Source organism: Paraburkholderia sejongensis, assembly GCF_020880815.1.
GTDB classification, from domain to species: domain Bacteria; phylum Pseudomonadota; class Gammaproteobacteria; order Burkholderiales; family Burkholderiaceae; genus Paraburkholderia; species Paraburkholderia sejongensis.
Genome location: NZ_JAJITD010000001.1, coordinates 382990 through 401579, shown reverse-complemented (window position 1 = coordinate 401579; position 18590 = coordinate 382990). Strand labels below are relative to the sequence as shown.

The following is an 18590-nucleotide window of genomic DNA, read 5'->3' as shown; positions in this document are numbered from 1 at the left end:
GACCCACGCACCATGCCGAAATTCGCAGCGAACCTCACGATGCTGTTCAACGAAGTGCCGTTCCTCGACCGTTTCGCGGCGGCGGCCAACGCCGGCTTCAATGCCGTCGAATTCATGTTCCCGTATCCGTACGCGGCCGCGGACATCAACGAGCAGTTGCAGCGTCATCGGCTGAAGCTGGTGCTGCACAACCTGCCGGCCGGCAACTGGGAGGCCGGCGAACGCGGGATCGCGTGTCTGCCCGAGCGCGTCGGCGAGTTTCAGGAAGGCGTCGGGCGCGCGATCGAATACGCGAGCGCGTTGAAGGTGCCGCAAGTGAACTGCCTCGTCGGCATTGCGGGCGCCAGCGTCGATGCGGACAAGGCCCGCGCGACGATCGTCGACAACCTGCGCTTCGCGGCGGGCGAGCTGAAAAAGGTCGGCATCAAACTGCTGGTCGAACCGTGCAACGCCTACGACCTGCCCGGCTTCGCGCTGAACCGCTCGCGCGACGGGCTCGACGTGATCCGCGCGGTCGGCTCGGACAACCTGTTCCTGCAATACGACATCTATCACATGCAACGGATGGAGGGCGAACTCGCGGCGACGATCGAAAAGAACCTCGCGCAAATCGCCCACATCCAGCTCGCGGACAATCCGGGGCGCCACGAACCGGGCACCGGCGAGATCAACTACCCGTACCTGTTCGCACTGCTCGACTCGCTCGGTTACGACGGCTACGTCGGTTGCGAATACAAGCCGCGCGCGAGCACCGAAGCGGGACTCGGCTGGCTGCAAAGCGTCGCCGGTCAGATGCGCGGCGCCGCGCACGCGGCGGCTTGAGTCGCGTCCGCGCACTTGCCCGCCGCATTACCCTTTCACCTGGAGATTCAAAGATATGGCAAAGATCGGCTTCATTGGCCTGGGCATCATGGGCGCGCACATGGCGCGCAATCTCGCGAAGGGCGGCCACTCGCTGATCGTCAACGGCGCGTATCCGGTGCCTGACGACATCGCCAAGAGCGCGAGCGTCGTCGCCAGTTCGACGGCGGTCGCGCAGGCGGCCGAGATCGTCATCATCATGGTGCCCGACACCCCCGACGTCGCCAACGTGCTGTTCGCCGACGACGGCGTGGCCGCCGGTCTCACGAAGGGCAAGCTGGTGATCGACATGAGCTCGATCTCGCCGCTCGACACCCAGGCGTTCGCGAAGAAGATCAACGCGCTCGGCGTCGACTATCTCGATGCGCCGGTGTCCGGCGGCGAGATCGGCGCGCGCGACGCGACGCTGACGATCATGGTCGGCGGCCCGGAACAAGCGTTTGCGCAGGCAAAGCCGCTGTTCGAACTGATGGGCAAGAACATCTCGCTGATCGGCGAGAACGGCGCGGGCCAGACCTGCAAGGTGGCCAATCAGATCATCGTCGCGCTGAACATCGAGGCGGTCGCCGAAGCGCTGCTGTTCGCGTCGCGCTCGGGCGCCGATCCGGAGCGCGTGCGGCGCGCGTTGATGGGCGGCTTCGCGTCGTCGCGGATTCTGGAAGTGCATGGCGAGCGGATGACCAAACGCACGTTCAACCCGGGTTTCCGGATCGAGCTGCATCAGAAGGATTTGAATCTCGCGCTCGACGGCGCGCGCAAGCTCGGCATCGCATTGCCGCATACCGCGAGCGCGCAGCAGCTGTTCAGCGTGTGCGCGGCGAACGGCGGCAAGGCGTGGGATCACTCGGCGATGGTGCGCGCGCTCGAAATCATGGGCAATCACGAGGTCGCACAGGCGCCTCGCGACGAACAGGCGAAAGCGGCTTGAGGCTGGTTTGAAGGCTTGAACGATGGCCCGCGTTCGACGCACCGTCGCTGCACTGGCGCTGCACTGGCGTTAGCAGCGGCACGTGGCGCGTAGCGCGTGGCAGTCACCGGTGGGGCGCCCGTTGGTCGCGCGACAGCTTCGGCTGCTCGCGCGGCGCAGCGGGCAAATCGTGCCGCTCTGGGCTGAGAGCGGCAAGTGGGGTCCGCAGCGGCACCCGGCTGCGACGGGGAAGCCTTGGTCGGTCAGACGTCGTGGCCGGGTGTCCAGCTGTCGGATTGGGCAGGCAACTGCCGCTCAATCCCATCAATACGTATCGAACACCTTCTGCAGCGCGGCCGCGTCCGTCACGCCGGCGGCCAGCGCGAGCATCAGCAACACCCTCGCCTTGTACGGATTGAGCGCACCCGCGCCGACGAAGCCGAGCGCATCGTCGGCGGCCGCGCCGTTGCGCATCACGTGGCCCGAGCCGACCCGCGATGAGCGGACCACCGGCACGCCGCGCGCAACCGCATCGACCAGCGCCTGCTGCAAGCTCTGATGGATCGAGCCGTTGCCGGTGCCGGCGACGACGATCCCCCGCACGCCGGCGGCGACCAGCGCATCGACCGCAATGCGCGACACCCCCGCATAACTCGCGACGATCTCTACCTGCGGCCACGCCGCGCCGATCGCGAATTCGCTCGCCAGCGTATGCGCGCGCAGCACGCGGCGCTGGAATTCGACGCGGCCGTCCTGCACCCAGCCGAGCGCGCCGATTTCCGGCGACTGGAACGCATCGACCGCATAGGTGCTGGTCTTGACGACGTCGCGCGCGCTATGAATCCGGTTGTTGAACGCGACCAGCACACCCTGCCCGCGCGCGCTTGCATGGGCGGCGACGGTTACCGCGTTCAGCAGATTCAACGGACCGTCGGCCGACAGCGCCGAGGCCGGCCGCATCGCCGCGGTCAGCACGACCGGCTTGTCCGACTTGATGGTCAGATGCAGCAGGTAGGCGGTTTCTTCGAGCGTGTCGGTACCGTGCGTGATCACTACGCCGTCGACGTCGTCGCTCGCGAGCAAGGTGTTGATGCGTTGCGCGAGCGTGGTCCACAGCGGCAGCGCCATGTCCTTGCTGTCGACGCTGGCGATCTGCTCGGGCGCGAGCCGCGCAACGCTCGACAGGGCCGGCACCGCGGCCAGCAACTGATCGACGCCGACCACGCCGGCCTTATAGCCGGCCGTGTTGGCCGCATCGGCCGCCGAGCCGGCGATCGTGCCGCCGGTCGCCAGCACGGCGATGCGCGGCAGCGCCGCGGCGCCCGCGCTGGAAGGGGGAACTGAGGAATTCGAGATAGTCATGACCGCGATTGTATGCGAAGCGCCACGCGCAGCGATGCGTGAAAGCGCAAGAGGCACGCAGGCGGATTTGCTCCGCGTGCGTGCCTCTGCTGTGCTGCCTTCAGGCTGCGTAGGGCTGCGTAAAGCTGCCCAAGGCTACCTGAAGGCTGCGCAAGGTCGCCTTATGCTGCTAGTCCGCTTTAAGCCGCCTCGCGCAACTGCGCGGCGATCTCAGCCTCGTTCAACTGCGGCGCGAACATCTCGATCAACCGGTACGCGTACGCGCGCAGGAACGCGCCCTTCCTCAAACCGACCCGCGTCGTGCTCGCCTCGAACAGATGCTGGGTATCGAGCGCGACCAGTTCGGTGTCGCGCTTCGGATCGTAGGCCATCGCCGCGACCACGCCGATCCCCATCCCGAGTTCGACGTAGGTCTTGATCACGTCCGCGTCGATCGCGGTCAGCACCACGTCGGGCAACGCGCCCGCTTTCGCGAATGCCTGGTCGATATGCGAGCGGCCGGTGAAGTCCTGATCGTAGGTGACGATCGGGAATTCGGCGATCTCGTCCAGTGTCAGGTTCGGACGGCCGACCAGCGGATGATCCTTCGGCACGACCACCACGTGATGCCACGAATAGCACGGGAACGTGACGATGTCGGGGAAGCGGTCGAGCGCTTCGGTCGAGATGCCGATATCCGCCTCGCCGTTGATGATCATCTGCGCGATCTGCTGTGGGCTGCCCTGGCGCAGCGCCAGATGCACCTTCGGGAACACCGACGTGAATTGCCGGACCACCTTCGGCAGCGCATAGCGCGCCTGCGTGTGGGTGGTCGCGACGACCAGGTGGCCGCTGTCCTGATCCGCGTACTGACGCGCGACGCGGCGCAGATTCTCCGCGTCGAGCAGCATCCGCTCGATCAGCTGATGCACCGCCTTGCCCGGTTCGGTCAGGCCGGTGAGCCGCTTGCCGCGACGAATGAAAATATCGACGCCCAGTTCGTCCTCGAGGTCCTTGATCTGCTTGGACACCCCCGACTGCGACGTGTACAGCACGTTCGCCACTTCGGTCAGGTTCATGTTCTGCCGCACTGCTTCGCGCACGAAGCGCAGTTGCTGGAAATTCATCGTTTGTCTCCGGTACCGCCAGAGTAGATAGAGTTATTGAAGCCGCCCTTGGGCGGCCGAAATTATTGTTAGCGGGCAGCGTGCCTCGTCGCCGCCCGGTGCATCAGTTCGCCGGAAACACCCGCAACGCACGCGGCACCGCGGTCACGCCGTCGCCGACCCCGAGTTGCAGATCGCGCCACGCTTCCCGATCGAGTTCGGCCTCGAGCAGATTGCCTTCGCGGCCAGCCAGCTCGACCCGCACCGAACCGCCGAGCGTCACCACGCGCCGCACGTCGACGACGATCCCCTCGCGATGCCCGGCCGCCTGCGGATACAGCTGCAGATCGTGCGGCCGCACATAGGCGAACGCCGGGCCGCTGAAACCGGCCGCGCTCGCGACCGGCAGCGCCGCGCCGTCGACGATGAAGCCGCTCGCATCCACGTTGCCATGCAGCCGGTTCGCCGCGCCGAGAAACTCGTAGACGAACGGCGTCTGCGGATGGTCGTAGACATCCTGCGGACTGCCGACCTGCTCCACATGGCCGCGATTGAGCACGACGATCCGGTCGGCCACTTCGAGCGCCTCTTCCTGATCGTGCGTGACGAAGATCGTCGAGATATGCAGATCGTCGTGCAGGCGCCGCAGCCAGCTACGCAATTCCTTGCGCACCTTCGCGTCGAGCGCGCCGAACGGCTCGTCGAGCAGCAGCACCTTCGGTTCGACCGCGAGCGCGCGCGCCAGCGCGATCCGCTGCCTCTGCCCGCCCGAGAGCTCCGACGGATAGCGCTGCGCGAGCCAGTCGAGTTGCACCAGCTTCAGCAATTCATGCACTTTCTCGCGGATCACCTTCTCCGACGGCCGCTCCTTGCGCGGCTTCACGCGCAGCCCGAACGCGACGTTCTCGAACACCGTCATATGACGGAACAGCGCGTAATGCTGGAACACGAAGCCCACTTCGCGCTCGCGCGCGCCGACCGACGCGACGTCCTGGCCTTGCAGCTCGACCTGGCCGCCGTCCGCGTATTCGAGCCCGGCGATCACGCGCAGCAACGTCGTCTTGCCGCAACCGGACGGTCCGAGCAGCGCGACGAGTTCGCCCGGCGGGAAGTCGAGCGACACGTTGTCGAGCGCGACGAAATCGCCGAAGCGCTTTTGCAGGTTACGAACGGTGATACCCATTTACAGCTCTCCTTGCTTGAGCGGGTGTCGCTGCGGCGCAGGCGCGGCGTTGACGAAAAACGATTCGGAAGCGGACTGCGAACTGCTGGACTGGCCGGCGCCGGCGCTCGCAGCCGGACCCGCATGCGCGGGCACGTCGTGCGCGGCGGAAAGCTCCGCCGACATATGGCGCTCGGCCAGCAGCTTGAGCCCGAGCGTGACGAGCGCGAGCAGCGCGAGCAGCGAGGCCACCGCGAACGCGGCCGAGAAGTTGTACTCGTTGTAGAGAATTTCGACGTGCAGCGGCATCGTGTCCGTCTGCCCGCGAATATGGCCCGACACCACCGACACCGCGCCGAACTCGCCCATCGCGCGCGCATTGCACAGAATCACGCCGTACAGCAGGCCCCATTTGACGTTCGGCAGCGTGACGCGGCGAAAGATCTGCCAGCCCGACGCGCCGAGCACGTGCGCGGCCTCTTCCTCGTCGTTGCCCTGCGCCTGCATCAGCGGAATCAGCTCGCGCGCGACGAACGGGAACGTGACGAAAATCGTCGCGAGCACGATGCCCGGCACCGCGAAGATGATCTGCACGTTGCGCTCCTGCAGCCACGGGCCGAACCAGCCCTGGGCGCCGAACATCAGCACGTAGATCAACCCCGAGATCACCGGCGACACCGAGAACGGCAGATCGATCAGCGTGGTCAGAAGCGCCTTGCCGCGGAACTCGAACTTCGCGATACACCACGACGCGGCAAGACCGAACACCAGATTGAGCGGCACCGCGATCGCGGCGGTGATCAGCGTCAGCCTGATCGCCGACAGCGCGTCCGGATCGGCGAGCGCTTCGAAGTAAAAACGCAGGCCCTTGTTCAGCGCCTGATAGAACACCGCGGCGAGCGGCACGACGAGAAACAGCGCGAGAAACAGCAACGCGATGCCGGTCAGCAGCCAGCGCACCAGCGGCGGCTCGGTGACCGGATCGGGACGGCGCGCGCCGCTCACCTGAGCGACAGGTTGTTTCGGGGTGCGATTCATTGCGCGCCTCCACCGATCGCGGCGACGTTGCCGGCCGCCGCCGGCGCCGGACCCGCGCTGCCGCGGCCGGTGCGCCGCTGCAGATACCACTGCAACGTATTGATCAACAGGAGCATCAGGAACGACACCACCAGCATCACCACCGCCAGCGCGGTCGCGCCCGCGTAGTCGTACTGTTCGAGCTTGGTGATGATCAGCAGCGACGTGATCTCCGACTTCATCGGCACGTTGCCGGCAATGAAGATCACCGAGCCGTATTCGCCGAGCGCGCGCGCGAACGCGAGCGCGAAGCCGGTCAGCAGCGCCGGGAACACGGCCGGCAGCACCACGCGGCGAAACGTCAGCCAGCGCGATGCGCCCAGGCACGCGGCGGCCTCCTCCTGCTCGCGCTCGAACTCCTCGAGCACCGGCTGCACCGTGCGCACGACGAACGGCAAACCGATGAAGGTCAGCGCGACCAGCACGCCGGCCGGCGTAAACGCGATCTTGATGCCGAGCGGCTCGATGAACTGGCCGATCCAGCCGTTGCCCGCATAGACCGCGGCGAGCGAAATACCGGCCACCGAGGTCGGCAGCGCGAACGGCAGATCGACCACCGCATCGACGATGCGTTTGAACGGAAACGAGTAGCGCACCAGCACCCACGCGACCAGAAAACCGAACACCGCGTTGATCAGCGCGCCGCCGAGCGCGGAGAAGAACGTCAGCCGGTACGACGCGAGCACGCGCGGCGAGCCGACCGCGCGCACGAACTGGTCCCAGTCGAGCGTCGCGGTCTTCAGAAAGGTCGCCGCCAATGGAATCAGCACCACGAGGCTCAGATAAGCCACCGTGATGCCGAGTGTCAGGCCAAAGCCGGGCAGCGCGCTCGGCTTGCGGAAGGTCAACGTCGTCATTCGATACTCGGTTCTCGGGTTGTTGCCTGCTGGCTCGCTAACCGGCGGATCCGGCTAGTCGAAAGCGCGCCCCGAAGGACGCGCTCGAAAGTAGCTTACTGCGGTTGATAGATCGAATCGAACACGCCGCCGTCCGCGAAGTGGGTCTTCTGCGCGTTGGCCCAGCCGCCGAACGAATCGTCGATCGTGTAAAGCTTCAGCTTCGGAAACTTCGCGGTCAACTCGGCCGGCACCTTGTTCGAACGCGGCCGATAGAAGTTACGCGCGGCGATTTCCTGGCCCTGCTCGCTGTACAGGAAGTTCAGATACGCTTCGGCGATCTTGCGGCTGCCGTGCTTGTCGACCACCTTGTCGACCACCGCGACCGGCGGCTCGGCGAGGATACTGACCGACGGCACCACGATCTCGAACTTGTCCGGCCCGAACTCCTTCAGCGACAGGAACGCCTCGTTTTCCCACGCGATCAGCACGTCGCCGATCCCGCGCTGCACGAAGCTGGTGGTCGCGCCGCGCGCGCCCGAATCGAGCACGCCGGCGTTCTTGTACAGCTTGCCGACGAATTCCTTGGCCTTCTGGTCGTTGCCGCCCGGCTGATGTTCGGCGTACGCCCACGCGGCCAGATAGTTCCAGCGCGCGCCGCCCGAGGTCTTCGGATTCGGCGTGACGATCGACACGCCCGGCTTGATCAGATCGTCCCAATCCTTGATGTGCTTCGGATTGCCCTTGCGCACGAGGAACACGATCGTCGACGTGTACGGCGACGCGTTGTCCGGCAGGCGCTTTTGCCAGCCCTTGTCGAGCAGACCCTTGTTCGCGATCGCGTCGATGTCGTAAGCGAGCGCGAGCGTCACCACATCGGCCTGCAGACCGTCGAGCACCGAGCGGGCCTGCGCGCCGGAGCCGCCGTGCGACTGCTTGAACGTGATCGTCTCGCCGGTCTTGGCCTTCCACTCCTTGCCGAACGCCTGATTGACGTCCTGATACAGCTCGCGGGTTGGATCGTAGGACACGTTCAGCAGCGTCGTGTCGGCGTGCGCGACGCCGCTCGCGCCGAACATTGCGAGCGCGCCGGCCGCGCCGACCGCCAGAGCCGCGAACAGTTTCTTGGTGCGGCCCGCAAGGCCGGTGTGTCGATGGTTCATGTCAACTTTTCTCCGCGTGATGGTCCGCTAATGAGCGTCTGATGTTGTTCTGTGTCGCGGTCACGTGCACATGAGCGCCAACCCGGGAGCCAGTCTATCGAAGCGCTTTCATCATTAAAAATAATGTTTATTCATTTTTTAATACGCAAAAGTGGTAACGACAGACGCGCTCGTCGCTTGAACATCGGGATCGTTGCGATGACGCGGGAAAACGACGCCCCCGCGCGGGCGTCGCGACGAACTTAAAGTAAAGCTTGAATTGCGCCGAATACTGTATAAAAATACAGTCACCTGTTCATACATACAGTGACCCATGACCAAACTCACCGCCCGCCAGCAGCAGGTTTTCGATCTGATCCGACGTGCGATCGAACGCACCGGCTTCCCGCCCACCCGCGCCGAAATCGCCGCCGAACTGGGCTTCAGCTCGGCCAACTCCGCGGAAGAACATCTGCGCGCGCTGGCGCGCAAGGGCGTGATCGAGCTCGCGGCCGGCGCGTCGCGCGGCATCCGCCTGCTCGGCGGCCAGACGCCGGGGCTGGACGACGCGCCGCATCAGCTCACGCTGCCGCATGCGGCGCTGATGCAGCTGTCGCTGCCGCTGATCGGCCGGGTCGCGGCAGGTAGCCCGATCCTCGCGCAGGAACATATCTCGCAGCACTATGCGTGCGACCCGGCGCTGTTCTCGAGCAAGCCCGACTACCTGCTGAAAGTGCGCGGTCTGTCGATGCGCGACGCCGGCATTCTCGACGGCGACCTGCTCGCGGTGCAAAAACGCAGCGAAGCGAAGGACGGCCAGATCATCATCGCGCGGCTTGGCGACGACGTGACCGTCAAGCGCCTGAAGCGCCGCCCGAACGGCCTCGAACTGATCGCCGAGAACCCCGATTACGAAAACATCTTCGTGGCGACCGGCAGCGCGGAATTCGCGCTCGAAGGGATCGCCGTCGGGCTGATCCGCCCCGGCGAGTTCTAACGCCCCAGCTGTTCGCCGGAGCGCCTGTCACGCACGCTTGCCGCGTGCGCCGCGTGTGCTGCACGCGTGCCTCGCTTCGGCCGGTTCTCCGAAACCAAGCCGCATTCACGTCGCATCGTCTGGAGAGACTCATGGAACGCCTTGCCCGCCTGCTGCCTTTTCGCCAGTTCGGTCGTCTGCGCCATCTGCGCAAGCTCACGTCCTGCGCCCCGCTCGAAGCACCCGCGGCGCAGACGCCGTCGCTGTTCGACGAAGCGGTGCCGGCCGCCGGTCTGCCGTCGTCGTTGCCGGCGTTCGCACGCGTGTCGCTCAATTCCGGCCTGAATCTCGCCGAGCCCGCGCGGCGCGCGCCGGTGCGGGTCTATCACGGGCCGTCGCGGCTGATCATGGTCGGCACAGTCGACGCCGTATGTCGTATGATCGACCGTTGCATAGCCGACGAAGCCAACCACGGCGCGGTATTCGAAGCGTGAGCGAAGCATGACCGATACCTGAGCCACGCCCGCGCGAATTCCCGGCACGCATCCAGCATGCATCGGATGTCCGGATATTCGTACGGAGTGGGATCGTTCCGAACTCGCCGTGGTCAACGTTTGATCATCACTGACGGGGAGTCCCATTCGATGAGAATGCCGAAACGTTTCCAGGGCAGTGCCACCCGGCCGCTGCTGATCACACTGATCGTGGTGATCGTGATTGCTGCGCTGGGGTTTGTTTATGCATCGCCGTATATCGCGGTGAACAATCTGAAACGCGCGGCGGATGCGCGAGACGTTCAGACGGTCAATCAGTACGTGGACTTCCCTGCGTTGCGCGACAGCCTGAAGCAGCAGGTCGGCGCGATGCTGACGCGCCGCCTCGAAGCCGACGCCGGCAACAAGATGGCCACGATCGGCGCGGTGATCGGCGTGACGCTGATTGGTCCGCTGGTCGACGCGTATGCCACCCCCGATGGCGTGTCCGCGCTGCTCAACGGAATGCCGCCGCGCGGCACGCCGGGCGAACAACCGGCAGCGCCCGCGGCCGGCGCCGATGGCGCGCCCGCAGCCGCAGCCGCGGACACCGCAAGTGCGCCGAACGCGGCACCGCCCGCGCGGCGAAGCACCGCCGGCTACCGCGGCCTGAACGAATTCGTCGTCACCTATCAGCGCGGCGAAGGCAACGCGAATTACTCGGCGATCTTCCGGCGCGAAGGGGTGATCACGTGGAAGCTTGCGGCGATCAATCTGAACGAGTGAGGTTAAGCTGCGCCTGAATGTCTGAATGGATGCGTGGCTGACCGGCGAGGCCAGTCACGCATCAGGCTTTTTCAGCGCCCGTCCGCTTACGCGGCCTCCGCCTGCTGCTGTTCCTGTCCGGACGAGCACGCAACCAGAATGCTGCACGACACGCGGTCGAGCAGCGGCGTGTTGCCCGCGCCCATCCACCAGCGCGACAAACCGGTCCGGCAGCGATGGCCGACCACCACGAGGTCGACATGCAGTTCGTTGGCCAGATTGGCGATCTCGTCGATCGGATGACCGAACGCGAAATGCCCTTGCGCGCTCACGCCACGCTCAGTGAGCCAGTTCACCCCCTCCTGCAGAATTTCGCGGGCCGTTTTTTCGAAGCTGCCGCACGCGACGTCGGTCAACAGGCCCGCGCTTTGCGCAATGCTCGAACGCATATCGACGACCGACAGCAGATGCGTTTCCGCTTTCAGATCCAGTGCGAGGTCGGCGCCGCAACGCAGGGCTTTACGGCCTTCGCGCGAGCCGTCGTAGCACAACAAGATTTTCTGGTAGCTCGCCATCGTTTTCTCCATTCGCGCGGGAAGCGCGGTCTAAGTCAATCATGGTGCGCCGCAATTGGGCTGACAAGGGATGGAAACCGCTAAGTGCGGAGTCGGTGCATCGTGATCCAGTCTGCACAGGGGTTGGGCGAAAAGCGCATGTCCGTTGCGCACGGATGCCGCAGCGCAATACTTCCACCGCGGCCCCCCGCATCGCATGCATTTCGCGTTCCCGGACAGCGCTTCGCAACGCTGGCCCATACCCCCTAGAATAGGCGGCTTCGCGGCGCTTGCGGCCGCTCACGCAGCACGCATGCCTTGCATGATCTTCGGAGCCCGGTTCGATCCATGTCTGTCGCCCCCATCGAATTTCACCAGGTCAGGAAAAGCTACGGCGAGAAAACCGTCTTCGACGGTTTATCGTTTCATGTGAACGCCGGCGAGTGCTTCGGTCTGCTCGGCCCCAACGGCGCGGGCAAGACCACCACGCTGCGGATGCTGCTCGGCATCGCGGCGCCCGATGCGGGTGCGATCCGGCTGTGCGGCGAACCGATTCCGGGCCGCGCGCGGATCGCGCGTTCGCGCGTCGGCGTGGTGCCGCAGTTCGACAATCTCGATCCCGATTTCACGGTGCGCGAAAACCTGCTGGTGTTCGGCCGCTACTTCGGCCTGAGCGCCGCGCAGTGCCGCGACGCGGTGCCCGGTCTGCTGGAATTCGCGCGGCTCGAAAGCAAGGCCGGTGCGCGTGTCAGCGAGTTGTCGGGCGGGATGAAGCGGCGCCTGACGCTCGCCCGCGCGCTGATCAACGACCCCGACGTGCTGATCATGGACGAGCCGACCACCGGGCTCGATCCGCAGGCGCGCCATCTGATCTGGGAACGGCTGCGCTCGCTGCTCGCGCGCGGCAAGACGATCCTGCTGACCACTCACTTCATGGAAGAAGCCGAACGGCTTTGTCACCGGCTGTGCGTGATCGAGGAAGGCCGCAAGATCGTCGAGGGAGCGCCGAGCGAGCTGATTGCGTCGGAGATCGGCTGCGACGTGATCGAAATCTACGGTCCCGATCCGCAGGCGTTGCGCGACGAACTCGCGCCGCTCGCCCAGCGCACCGAGATCAGCGGCGAAACGCTCTTCTGCTACGTGAACGACGCGCAGCCGGTGCACGCGCGGCTCAAGCAACGCACTGGTCTGCGCTATCTGCACCGGCCAGCCAATCTCGAAGATGTGTTCTTGCGGCTCACCGGCCGCGAGATGCAGGACTGATCATGCGCGGCACCCGCCACGCACGACATACGCGAGAACTCTGATGGACGCACGCACCTACGACACTCACGACGGCACGCCGTCCGCACAGCAACCGTTCGCCGCGTTCCCGGCCAACGCGGTGAACTGGATCGCGGTCTGGCGGCGCAATTATCTGGTGTGGAAGAAGCTCGCGCTTGCATCGATGTTCGGCAATCTCGCCGATCCGATGATCTATCTGTTCGGTCTGGGTCTGGGGCTCGGGCTGATGGTCGGACACGTCGATGGCGTGTCGTACATTGCGTTTCTGGCGGCCGGCACCGCGGCGTCGAGCGTGATGATGTCGGCGAGTTTCGAAGCAATGTATTCGGGCTTTTCGCGCATGCACGTGCAGCGCACGTGGGAGGCGATCATGCATACGCCGCTGTCGCTCGGCGACGTGGTGCTCGGCGAGGTCGCATGGGCGGCCAGCAAGTCGGTGCTGTCGGGCATCGCGATCATGCTGGTGGCCGGCGCGCTCGGCTACGCGAGTTTTCCGTCGATGCTGCTCGCGCTGCCGGTCATCGTGCTCGCCGGTCTCGCATTCGCGAGCGTCGCGATGATCGTGACCGCGCTCGCGCCGTCGTACGACTTTTTCATGTTCTACCAGACGCTGGTGCTCACGCCGATGCTGCTGCTCTCCGGCGTATTCTTTCCGACCTCGCAATTGCCCGCCGCCGCGCAGATCGTGACCGCAGCGTTGCCGCTTGCGAACGCGGTCGAACTGATCCGCCCCGCGATGCTGGGGCGACCGCTCGAACATGCGCTGCTGCATGTGAGTGTGCTAGCCGCGTATGCGGTGGGCGGCTTTATCGTGTCGGCGATCCTGTTCCGGCGCCGGATGATGAAGTAGGCGCGAGGCCGCCCTCGCCCATCATGCGAAAACGGCCAGCCGCGCGCGCATTTCACATGCGCCCGCGCTGACCGTACCTCTGCGCCGTCGCCGGCGAATCTTTTGACTTACCGCGTCAATCTTCGTCGTCGGTCCACGGAATCTCGACGTCCGAGATGAACGCGACAGTCGCGAACGGACCGCCCTCATGTCGCCCGATCTTGCCGTCGGCACGCTGCCACTCGACCCGGAACACGGTGCCCGGATCGTTCGCGAGCAGCCGGATCGTGCGCAGTTCGTCGGGGTCCGAATCCTCGACCGGACCATCGAGCGAAATCAGCAGCGCCTGCGGCCACAGCCCATCGGCGGGATCGTAGATCTTGTCGCCGTCGTGAATCAGCGTGAACGCTTCGACGCCGATGGTTGCCGACGCATCGACGATCATCCTCGCGAGCGCCCGCAACAACGCGGTTGCGCGCGCCGAGTTCGCCTGCCGGATTGCCAGATCGCCACGCGTGAGCGCCTGTTCGAGTTTCGGATTGGTTTTTTGTTGCGCCATTGATTGGTGGTCCTATCGCCTTGTGATTGCCGGTTGCGCCGTGCCAACGACGCGCCGCGTTTGTTGTTCGGATTCGATGATGCCGACAGTGTGCGTTGCAGCATCGCGGGCGGCATCGCGCGAGCGCAATGAGATTGTCATGATTGCCCCGGTGTTCGTGATGGTTGCGCATGCATGCCGGAGGCCCGGGGCCGCGCCCGTCCACCACAGTTTAGGTCGTGATTCGCATTCCGGGAGGACATTTGCCCGTTTAGCGTGCGCTCGCCGTTGTTTCGTGGGGCGTTTACGCGTGCTTCCGAGGCCCGCGTCAGCGGCCCACCTGAGCGGCCCACCTGAAGGACCTACCTCACCGGCCCGCTTGCGTGCGTCGCGGCGCACGCTTACCGCCCGCGCGCGCCCCTTTCGGCGCCGCCGTGCCGGCCGGTTTCGCGTCGACGATCCGCGCAATCAGGTGATCGCGAAACGCGCGCACCGACGGCGGCAACTCGCGGCCGGCCATCGTCTGCACTTGAATGCTGCGCTGGCGCATCTGCGGATCGGACAACGCAATCGCGACGAAGCCGTCGTCCGCGTAACGATCGCGCACCGTCAGCAGGCCGGTGAACATGATCGCGCCGCTCTTCTGCGCATAGCGATACATCGAGCCGCTGTTGTTGCAGATCAGGTCCGGCTCGAGCAGGATGCCTTCGAGCGCGCAGGTGATGTCGATCAACTGACGAATCGTCGTGCCCGCTTCCGACAGCGCCAGCGGATAGCGGCTCACCTCGGCCAACGACAATTTCGCGCGCGCGGCGAGCGGATGATCGGCGCGCACCAGCGCGAGGACCGGCGAGCGTTCGGTGTGCTCGACCTTGACACCCTTCTCCGGCGCGAGGCTGAAGGTCATCGCGAGGTCGGCGTCGCCGTCGCGCACCTGACGGGTGGCGTCGGCCGGCGCCATCACCGACAACGTGAAGTCGATGCCCGGGTGTTCGCGACGGAAATCGGCAATCGCGGCGGGCAGGAAATCGACCGCGAAGCCCTCGGCGGTCGCCACCTTGATGCGGCTGCCGTGCAGGGTCGCGAGACCACCGATCTCCTTCATCACGTGCTCAGCTTCGAGCAGGCTGCGCTGCGCGTACCCGAGCAGCCGCTCACCGGCTTCGGATAGCGCCATCCCGCGCGGCCGCCGCTCGAACAGTGTCGCGCCGAGCTCGCTTTCGAGCCGTGCGATCTGCCGGCTGATCGCCGATACCGCGACGTGCAGCCGTTCGGATGCATCGCTCAGCGAGCCGCTGCGCGCGACTTCGACGAAATAGCGCAGCGCGATGCCGTGCAGGGAACGTGCCATTCGATTGCCTCTTTCCGGTCGGTTGCAACGATTCACGGATCACGCGTCTGCGCGGGCGTGCGTTCACGCGCATGCGGCGCTGAAAAAACGCTTCGCCTCGTGTGCGAGCTTTGCCTTTCCGGCAACGCAAGCTTCGAAACACGATCATTGTGACAAAAATAATGCGCTTCTAGAATCAGTCGCAAAGTGCAGGCCACTGATGGCATCGGCGCTTGCGTGCCGGATCGACCGGCTCCCCATCGAGCCTCGCGCCCCTTCCCCCACGATACCCCCGCATTGGAGACACCCCATGAGCCGCACCGAGGCGATCGAGCACGCTACCCGGCATTTCGACTCCGGCGCCTTTCTTGCCGACCTGAGCCGGCGCGTCGCCTTTCGCACTGAAAGTCAGGAGAGCGGGCGCGGCGCGCTGCTGCTGTCGTATCTGACCGATGAGATCGAGCCCGAAGCGCAGCGTCTTGGCTTCAGCACGCGCATCGTCGATAACCCGGTGGACGGCTTCGGCCCGTTCCTTCTCGCAAACCGCCATGAAGGCGACGCGCTGCCGACCGTCCTGATTTACGGCCACGGCGACGTCGTGCGCGGCTACGACAGCCAGTGGCGCGCGCCGCTGAATCCGTGGACGGTGACGGTCGAAGGCGAGCGCTGGTTCGGCCGCGGCACCGCCGACAACAAGGGCCAGCATTCGATCAATCTCGCCGCGCTCGCCAGCGTGCTCGCGGCGCGCGACGGCAAGCTCGGCTTCAACACGAAACTGCTGATCGAGATGGGCGAGGAAACCGGCTCGCCCGGACTGGATGCGATCTGCCGCGCGCACCGCGACGAACTCGCCGCCGACGTGCTGATCGCTTCCGACGGCCCGCGCCTCGCCGCGCGCCGCCCGACCGTGTTTCTCGGCTCGCGCGGCGCCGTCAATTTCCGGCTGTCGTTGAATCTGCGCGACGGCGCGCATCATTCGGGCAACTGGGGCGGGCTGCTGCGCAACCCGGCCACCGTGCTCGCGAATGCGCTGGCGAGCCTCGTCGATGCGCGCGGCGTGATCGCGGTCGAAGGCTTGCGCCCGCCGCCGATTCCGCCGGCCGTGCGCCGCGCGCTGGCCGACATCGCGGTCGGCGGCGGCCCCGGCGACCCGGCGGTCGACGACAACTGGGGCGAGCCCGGCCTGAGCGCGCCGGAGCGCGTATTCGGCTGGAACAGCTTCGAGGTGCTGGCGTTGAAGGCGGGCAACCCCGAGAACCCGGTCAATGCGATTCCGTCGTCGGCGTTCGCGGTTTGCCAACTGCGTTTCGTGGTCGGCACCAACTGGGAAAACCTCGGCCGTCATCTGCGCGAGCATCTCGATGCGCACGGCTTTCAACTGGTCGAGATCGAAGTCGAACGCGGCGCGCCGGCCACGCGGCTGGATCCGGACGATCCGTGGGTCGAGTGGGCGATCGCATCGCTCGAGCAGACCACCGGCAAGAAGACCGCGGTGCTGCCGAACCTCGGCGGCACGCTGCCGAACGAAGTGTTCGCCGATACGCTCGGACTGCCGACGATCTGGGTGCCGCACTCGTATCCGGCCTGCTCGCAGCATGCGCCCAACGAACATCTGCTCGGCCCGGTCGTGCGCGAGGGGCTGCAGATGATGGCGGGATTGTTCTGGGATCTGGGCGAGAATTCGCCGCGAAGATGAGTGACTGTGGCGGGCTGGGGGCTGCGGGCTGCGGGCCGCTCAGTTCGGCCCCCCTTCCCCCGCAACCCGCCTAACCATCACATCAAGCGCGTGCCGTGAGCGCCGCTTTTTCACTGCACGCGCAGCGCTCGCGACGTCCACGGCAACGGCGCTTACGGTGCCGGATTCGGCTGCAACTCGTGCAGCGCGTCGATTTCCGCGAGCACTTCCGCCGACAATTTCACGTCGGCACTCGCGATGTTTTCCTTCAACTGCTCGAGGGACGTCGCGCCGATCAGATTGCTCGTCACGAACGGCCGGCTGTTGACGAACGCGAGCGCGAATTGCGCGGGCGACATGCCGTGCCGCTTCGCGAGCTCGACGTAGCGCGTGGTGGCCTGCACCGCATGCGGCTTGCTGTAGCGCTGGAAGCGCTCGAACAGCGTGATACGCGCGCCGGCCGGACGCGCGCCGCCTTCGTACTTGCCCGACAGCCAGCCGAACGCGAGTGGCGAATAGGCGAGCAGACCGATGTTGTCGCGATGCGCGTACTCGGACAGACCCACCTCGTAGGTGCGGTTCAGCAGGCTGTACGGATTCTGGATGCTGACGATGCGCGGCAGGCCGAGCTTTTCGGCCGCGCGAAGAAACTGCGCGACGCCCCACGGCGTTTCGTTCGACACGCCGATATGGCGCACCTTGCCGGCCTTCACGAATTCGGCGAGCACCGACAGGGTTTCTTCGATCGGCACCGTGTACGCGTCGTCGACCCACGGATACACGGGGCGGCCAAACGTCATCGTGCTGCGATCCGGCCAGTGCAGCTGATACAGATCGACGTAGTCCGTCTGCAGACGCTTGAGACTGTCGTTGAGCGCCTCGGTCAGATTCTTGCGGTCGAACTGGTTGTCCGCGCCGCGGATATGACGCGGATTGTGCGGCTGACGCGCGGGGCCGGCGATCTTGGTGGCGAGCACGATCTTCTCGCGCGCGCTCTTGTGCTGCGCGAGCCACGTGCCGATGTAGCGTTCGGTCGAGCCTTGCGTTTCGGCGCGCGGCGGCACCGGGTACATTTCGGCGGTATCGATCAGCGTCACACCGTGATCGAGCGCGTAGTCGATCTGCGCATGCGCTTGCTGTTCGGTGTTCTGCTCGCCCCAGGTCATCGTGCCCAGACCAATCAGGCTGACCTGCACGTCGGAGTCGCCGAGTCTGCGGTATTCCATCTAACTTGTCCTGTCGAAGAGGTGAACGGAAAGCGCAGACGTTACCACGCCGCTGCGAGAGCTGCACACACGCTAGAATGCGCGGGCTGCCGCCTGCGCCGGCTACTTACTGGCTACTTACCGGCCACCTGGCTGTCATTCACCTGCATCACGTCGCGATGAATCCCGAACAACTCGAACTGCTGGTCACACGCGTGATGCCGTACGGCAAATACCAGGGCCGCCTGATCGCGGAGCTGCCCGGCCATTATCTGAACTGGTTCGCGAGAGAAGGTTTTCCGCCCGGCGAGATCGGCCGTCTGCTCGCGCTGATGCACGAGATCGATCACAACGGTTTGAAGCCGCTGCTCGAACCGCTTCTGAAGGCTGCGCGCAAGCGTTGAAGCGAGCGTCGCGGACTCGCGATGAACTTGCTGCACACTCGCGATGAAAGCCGCGCGAAGCGCGGCCAACGCTCGCTGAAAGTCGTGTCGCAGGCCAGTTGCAAGCAAGTCTTGTCGGTAAAAAA

The 18590-nt window shown here is 65.5% G+C and carries 19 protein-coding genes; 9 read left to right on the top strand and 10 right to left on the bottom strand.

Features of this window, described 5'->3' with window-relative positions; translation table 11 throughout:
- Nucleotides 1–12: 12 nt before the first annotated feature.
- Together otnI and LJ656_RS01675 are read left to right on the top strand one after the other, a co-directional pair.
- Complete coding sequence (gene otnI, locus LJ656_RS01680) at nucleotides 13–822, top strand: 2-oxo-tetronate isomerase (RefSeq protein ID WP_230507538.1); 810 nt, start codon at nucleotides 13–15, stop codon at nucleotides 820–822.
- Between the two features lie 55 nt (nucleotides 823–877).
- Nucleotides 878–1789, top strand: a complete 912-nt coding sequence (locus LJ656_RS01675) for a 2-hydroxy-3-oxopropionate reductase (RefSeq protein WP_230507537.1) — start codon at nucleotides 878–880, stop codon at nucleotides 1787–1789.
- Between the two features lie 303 nt (nucleotides 1790–2092).
- Here the strand turns inward: LJ656_RS01675 and LJ656_RS01670 are convergent, their stop codons facing one another.
- The 6 genes from LJ656_RS01670 to LJ656_RS01645 form a co-directional block, all read right to left on the bottom strand.
- Nucleotides 2093–3130: an asparaginase gene (locus LJ656_RS01670; protein ID WP_230507536.1), complete on the bottom strand. Its 1038-nt coding sequence runs from the start codon at nucleotides 3128–3130 to the stop codon at nucleotides 2093–2095.
- Nucleotides 3131–3309: 179 nt separating this feature from the next.
- A complete protein-coding gene (locus LJ656_RS01665) occupies nucleotides 3310–4236 on the bottom strand; it encodes a CysB family HTH-type transcriptional regulator (RefSeq protein WP_230507535.1) in 927 nt (308 codons plus the stop codon).
- A gap of 103 nt (nucleotides 4237–4339) precedes the next feature.
- Nucleotides 4340–5398 carry a sulfate/molybdate ABC transporter ATP-binding protein gene (locus tag LJ656_RS01660; RefSeq protein WP_230507534.1) on the bottom strand — a complete coding sequence of 353 codons (1059 nt, stop codon included), beginning with the start codon at nucleotides 5396–5398 and terminating at the stop codon, nucleotides 4340–4342.
- A complete protein-coding gene (gene cysW / locus LJ656_RS01655) occupies nucleotides 5399–6415 on the bottom strand; it encodes a sulfate ABC transporter permease subunit CysW (protein ID WP_230507533.1) in 1017 nt (338 codons plus the stop codon).
- Nucleotides 6412–7311, bottom strand: a complete 900-nt coding sequence (gene cysT, locus LJ656_RS01650; protein WP_230507532.1) for a sulfate ABC transporter permease subunit CysT — start codon at nucleotides 7309–7311, stop codon at nucleotides 6412–6414. Before cysT ends, cysW begins: the two co-directional genes overlap by 4 nt.
- A 95-nt stretch (nucleotides 7312–7406) precedes the next feature.
- Nucleotides 7407–8453, bottom strand: a complete 1047-nt coding sequence (locus LJ656_RS01645) for a sulfate ABC transporter substrate-binding protein (protein ID WP_230507531.1) — start codon at nucleotides 8451–8453, stop codon at nucleotides 7407–7409.
- 313 nt (nucleotides 8454–8766) lie between these two features.
- Between LJ656_RS01645 and lexA the strand changes: the two genes are divergently transcribed.
- From lexA to LJ656_RS01630, 3 genes are all read left to right on the top strand, one after another.
- A complete protein-coding gene (lexA, locus tag LJ656_RS01640; RefSeq protein WP_230507530.1) occupies nucleotides 8767–9429 on the top strand; it encodes a transcriptional repressor LexA in 663 nt (220 codons plus the stop codon).
- A gap of 131 nt (nucleotides 9430–9560) precedes the next feature.
- Entirely contained in the window at nucleotides 9561–9902 is a 342-nt protein-coding gene (locus LJ656_RS01635; RefSeq protein WP_230507529.1) for a hypothetical protein, read from the top strand.
- A gap of 150 nt (nucleotides 9903–10052) precedes the next feature.
- Nucleotides 10053–10667 (top strand): DUF2939 domain-containing protein, encoded by a 615-nt coding sequence (locus tag LJ656_RS01630; protein ID WP_230507528.1) that lies wholly within the window; start codon nucleotides 10053–10055, stop codon nucleotides 10665–10667.
- 86 nt (nucleotides 10668–10753) lie between these two features.
- Here the strand turns inward: LJ656_RS01630 and LJ656_RS01625 are convergent, their stop codons facing one another.
- Entirely contained in the window at nucleotides 10754–11221 is a 468-nt protein-coding gene (locus LJ656_RS01625) for a universal stress protein (protein ID WP_230507527.1), read from the bottom strand.
- A 327-nt stretch (nucleotides 11222–11548) separates the two neighbouring features.
- Between LJ656_RS01625 and nodI the strand changes: the two genes are divergently transcribed.
- Nucleotides 11549–12463 carry a nodulation factor ABC transporter ATP-binding protein NodI gene (nodI, locus tag LJ656_RS01620; RefSeq protein WP_230507526.1) on the top strand — a complete coding sequence of 305 codons (915 nt, stop codon included), beginning with the start codon at nucleotides 11549–11551 and terminating at the stop codon, nucleotides 12461–12463.
- Nucleotides 12464–12506: 43 nt separating this feature from the next.
- Nucleotides 12507–13334: an ABC transporter permease gene (locus tag LJ656_RS01615; RefSeq protein WP_230507525.1), complete on the top strand. Its 828-nt coding sequence runs from the start codon at nucleotides 12507–12509 to the stop codon at nucleotides 13332–13334.
- A gap of 115 nt (nucleotides 13335–13449) precedes the next feature.
- On the opposite strand, the gene LJ656_RS01610 is transcribed toward LJ656_RS01615, so the two are convergent.
- Together LJ656_RS01610 and LJ656_RS01605 are read right to left on the bottom strand one after the other, a co-directional pair.
- A complete protein-coding gene (locus LJ656_RS01610; protein WP_230507524.1) occupies nucleotides 13450–13872 on the bottom strand; it encodes a hypothetical protein in 423 nt (140 codons plus the stop codon).
- A 346-nt stretch (nucleotides 13873–14218) separates the two neighbouring features.
- A complete protein-coding gene (locus tag LJ656_RS01605; RefSeq protein ID WP_230507523.1) occupies nucleotides 14219–15202 on the bottom strand; it encodes a LysR family transcriptional regulator in 984 nt (327 codons plus the stop codon).
- A gap of 289 nt (nucleotides 15203–15491) precedes the next feature.
- Here LJ656_RS01605 and LJ656_RS01600 point away from each other — a divergent pair, with 289 nt between their 5' ends.
- On the top strand, nucleotides 15492–16877 hold the full coding sequence (locus tag LJ656_RS01600; RefSeq protein ID WP_230507522.1) for a M20 family metallopeptidase: 1386 nt from the start codon (nucleotides 15492–15494) through the stop codon (nucleotides 16875–16877).
- Nucleotides 16878–17029: 152 nt separating this feature from the next.
- Here the strand turns inward: LJ656_RS01600 and LJ656_RS01595 are convergent, their stop codons facing one another.
- Nucleotides 17030–18082: an NADP(H)-dependent aldo-keto reductase gene (locus LJ656_RS01595; RefSeq protein ID WP_230507521.1), complete on the bottom strand. Its 1053-nt coding sequence runs from the start codon at nucleotides 18080–18082 to the stop codon at nucleotides 17030–17032.
- A 158-nt stretch (nucleotides 18083–18240) separates the two neighbouring features.
- Between LJ656_RS01595 and LJ656_RS01590 the strand changes: the two genes are divergently transcribed.
- Nucleotides 18241–18465, top strand: coding sequence for a DUF3820 family protein (locus tag LJ656_RS01590; RefSeq protein ID WP_230507520.1), 225 nt, complete (start codon nucleotides 18241–18243; stop codon nucleotides 18463–18465).
- Nucleotides 18466–18590: the final 125 nt, after the last annotated feature.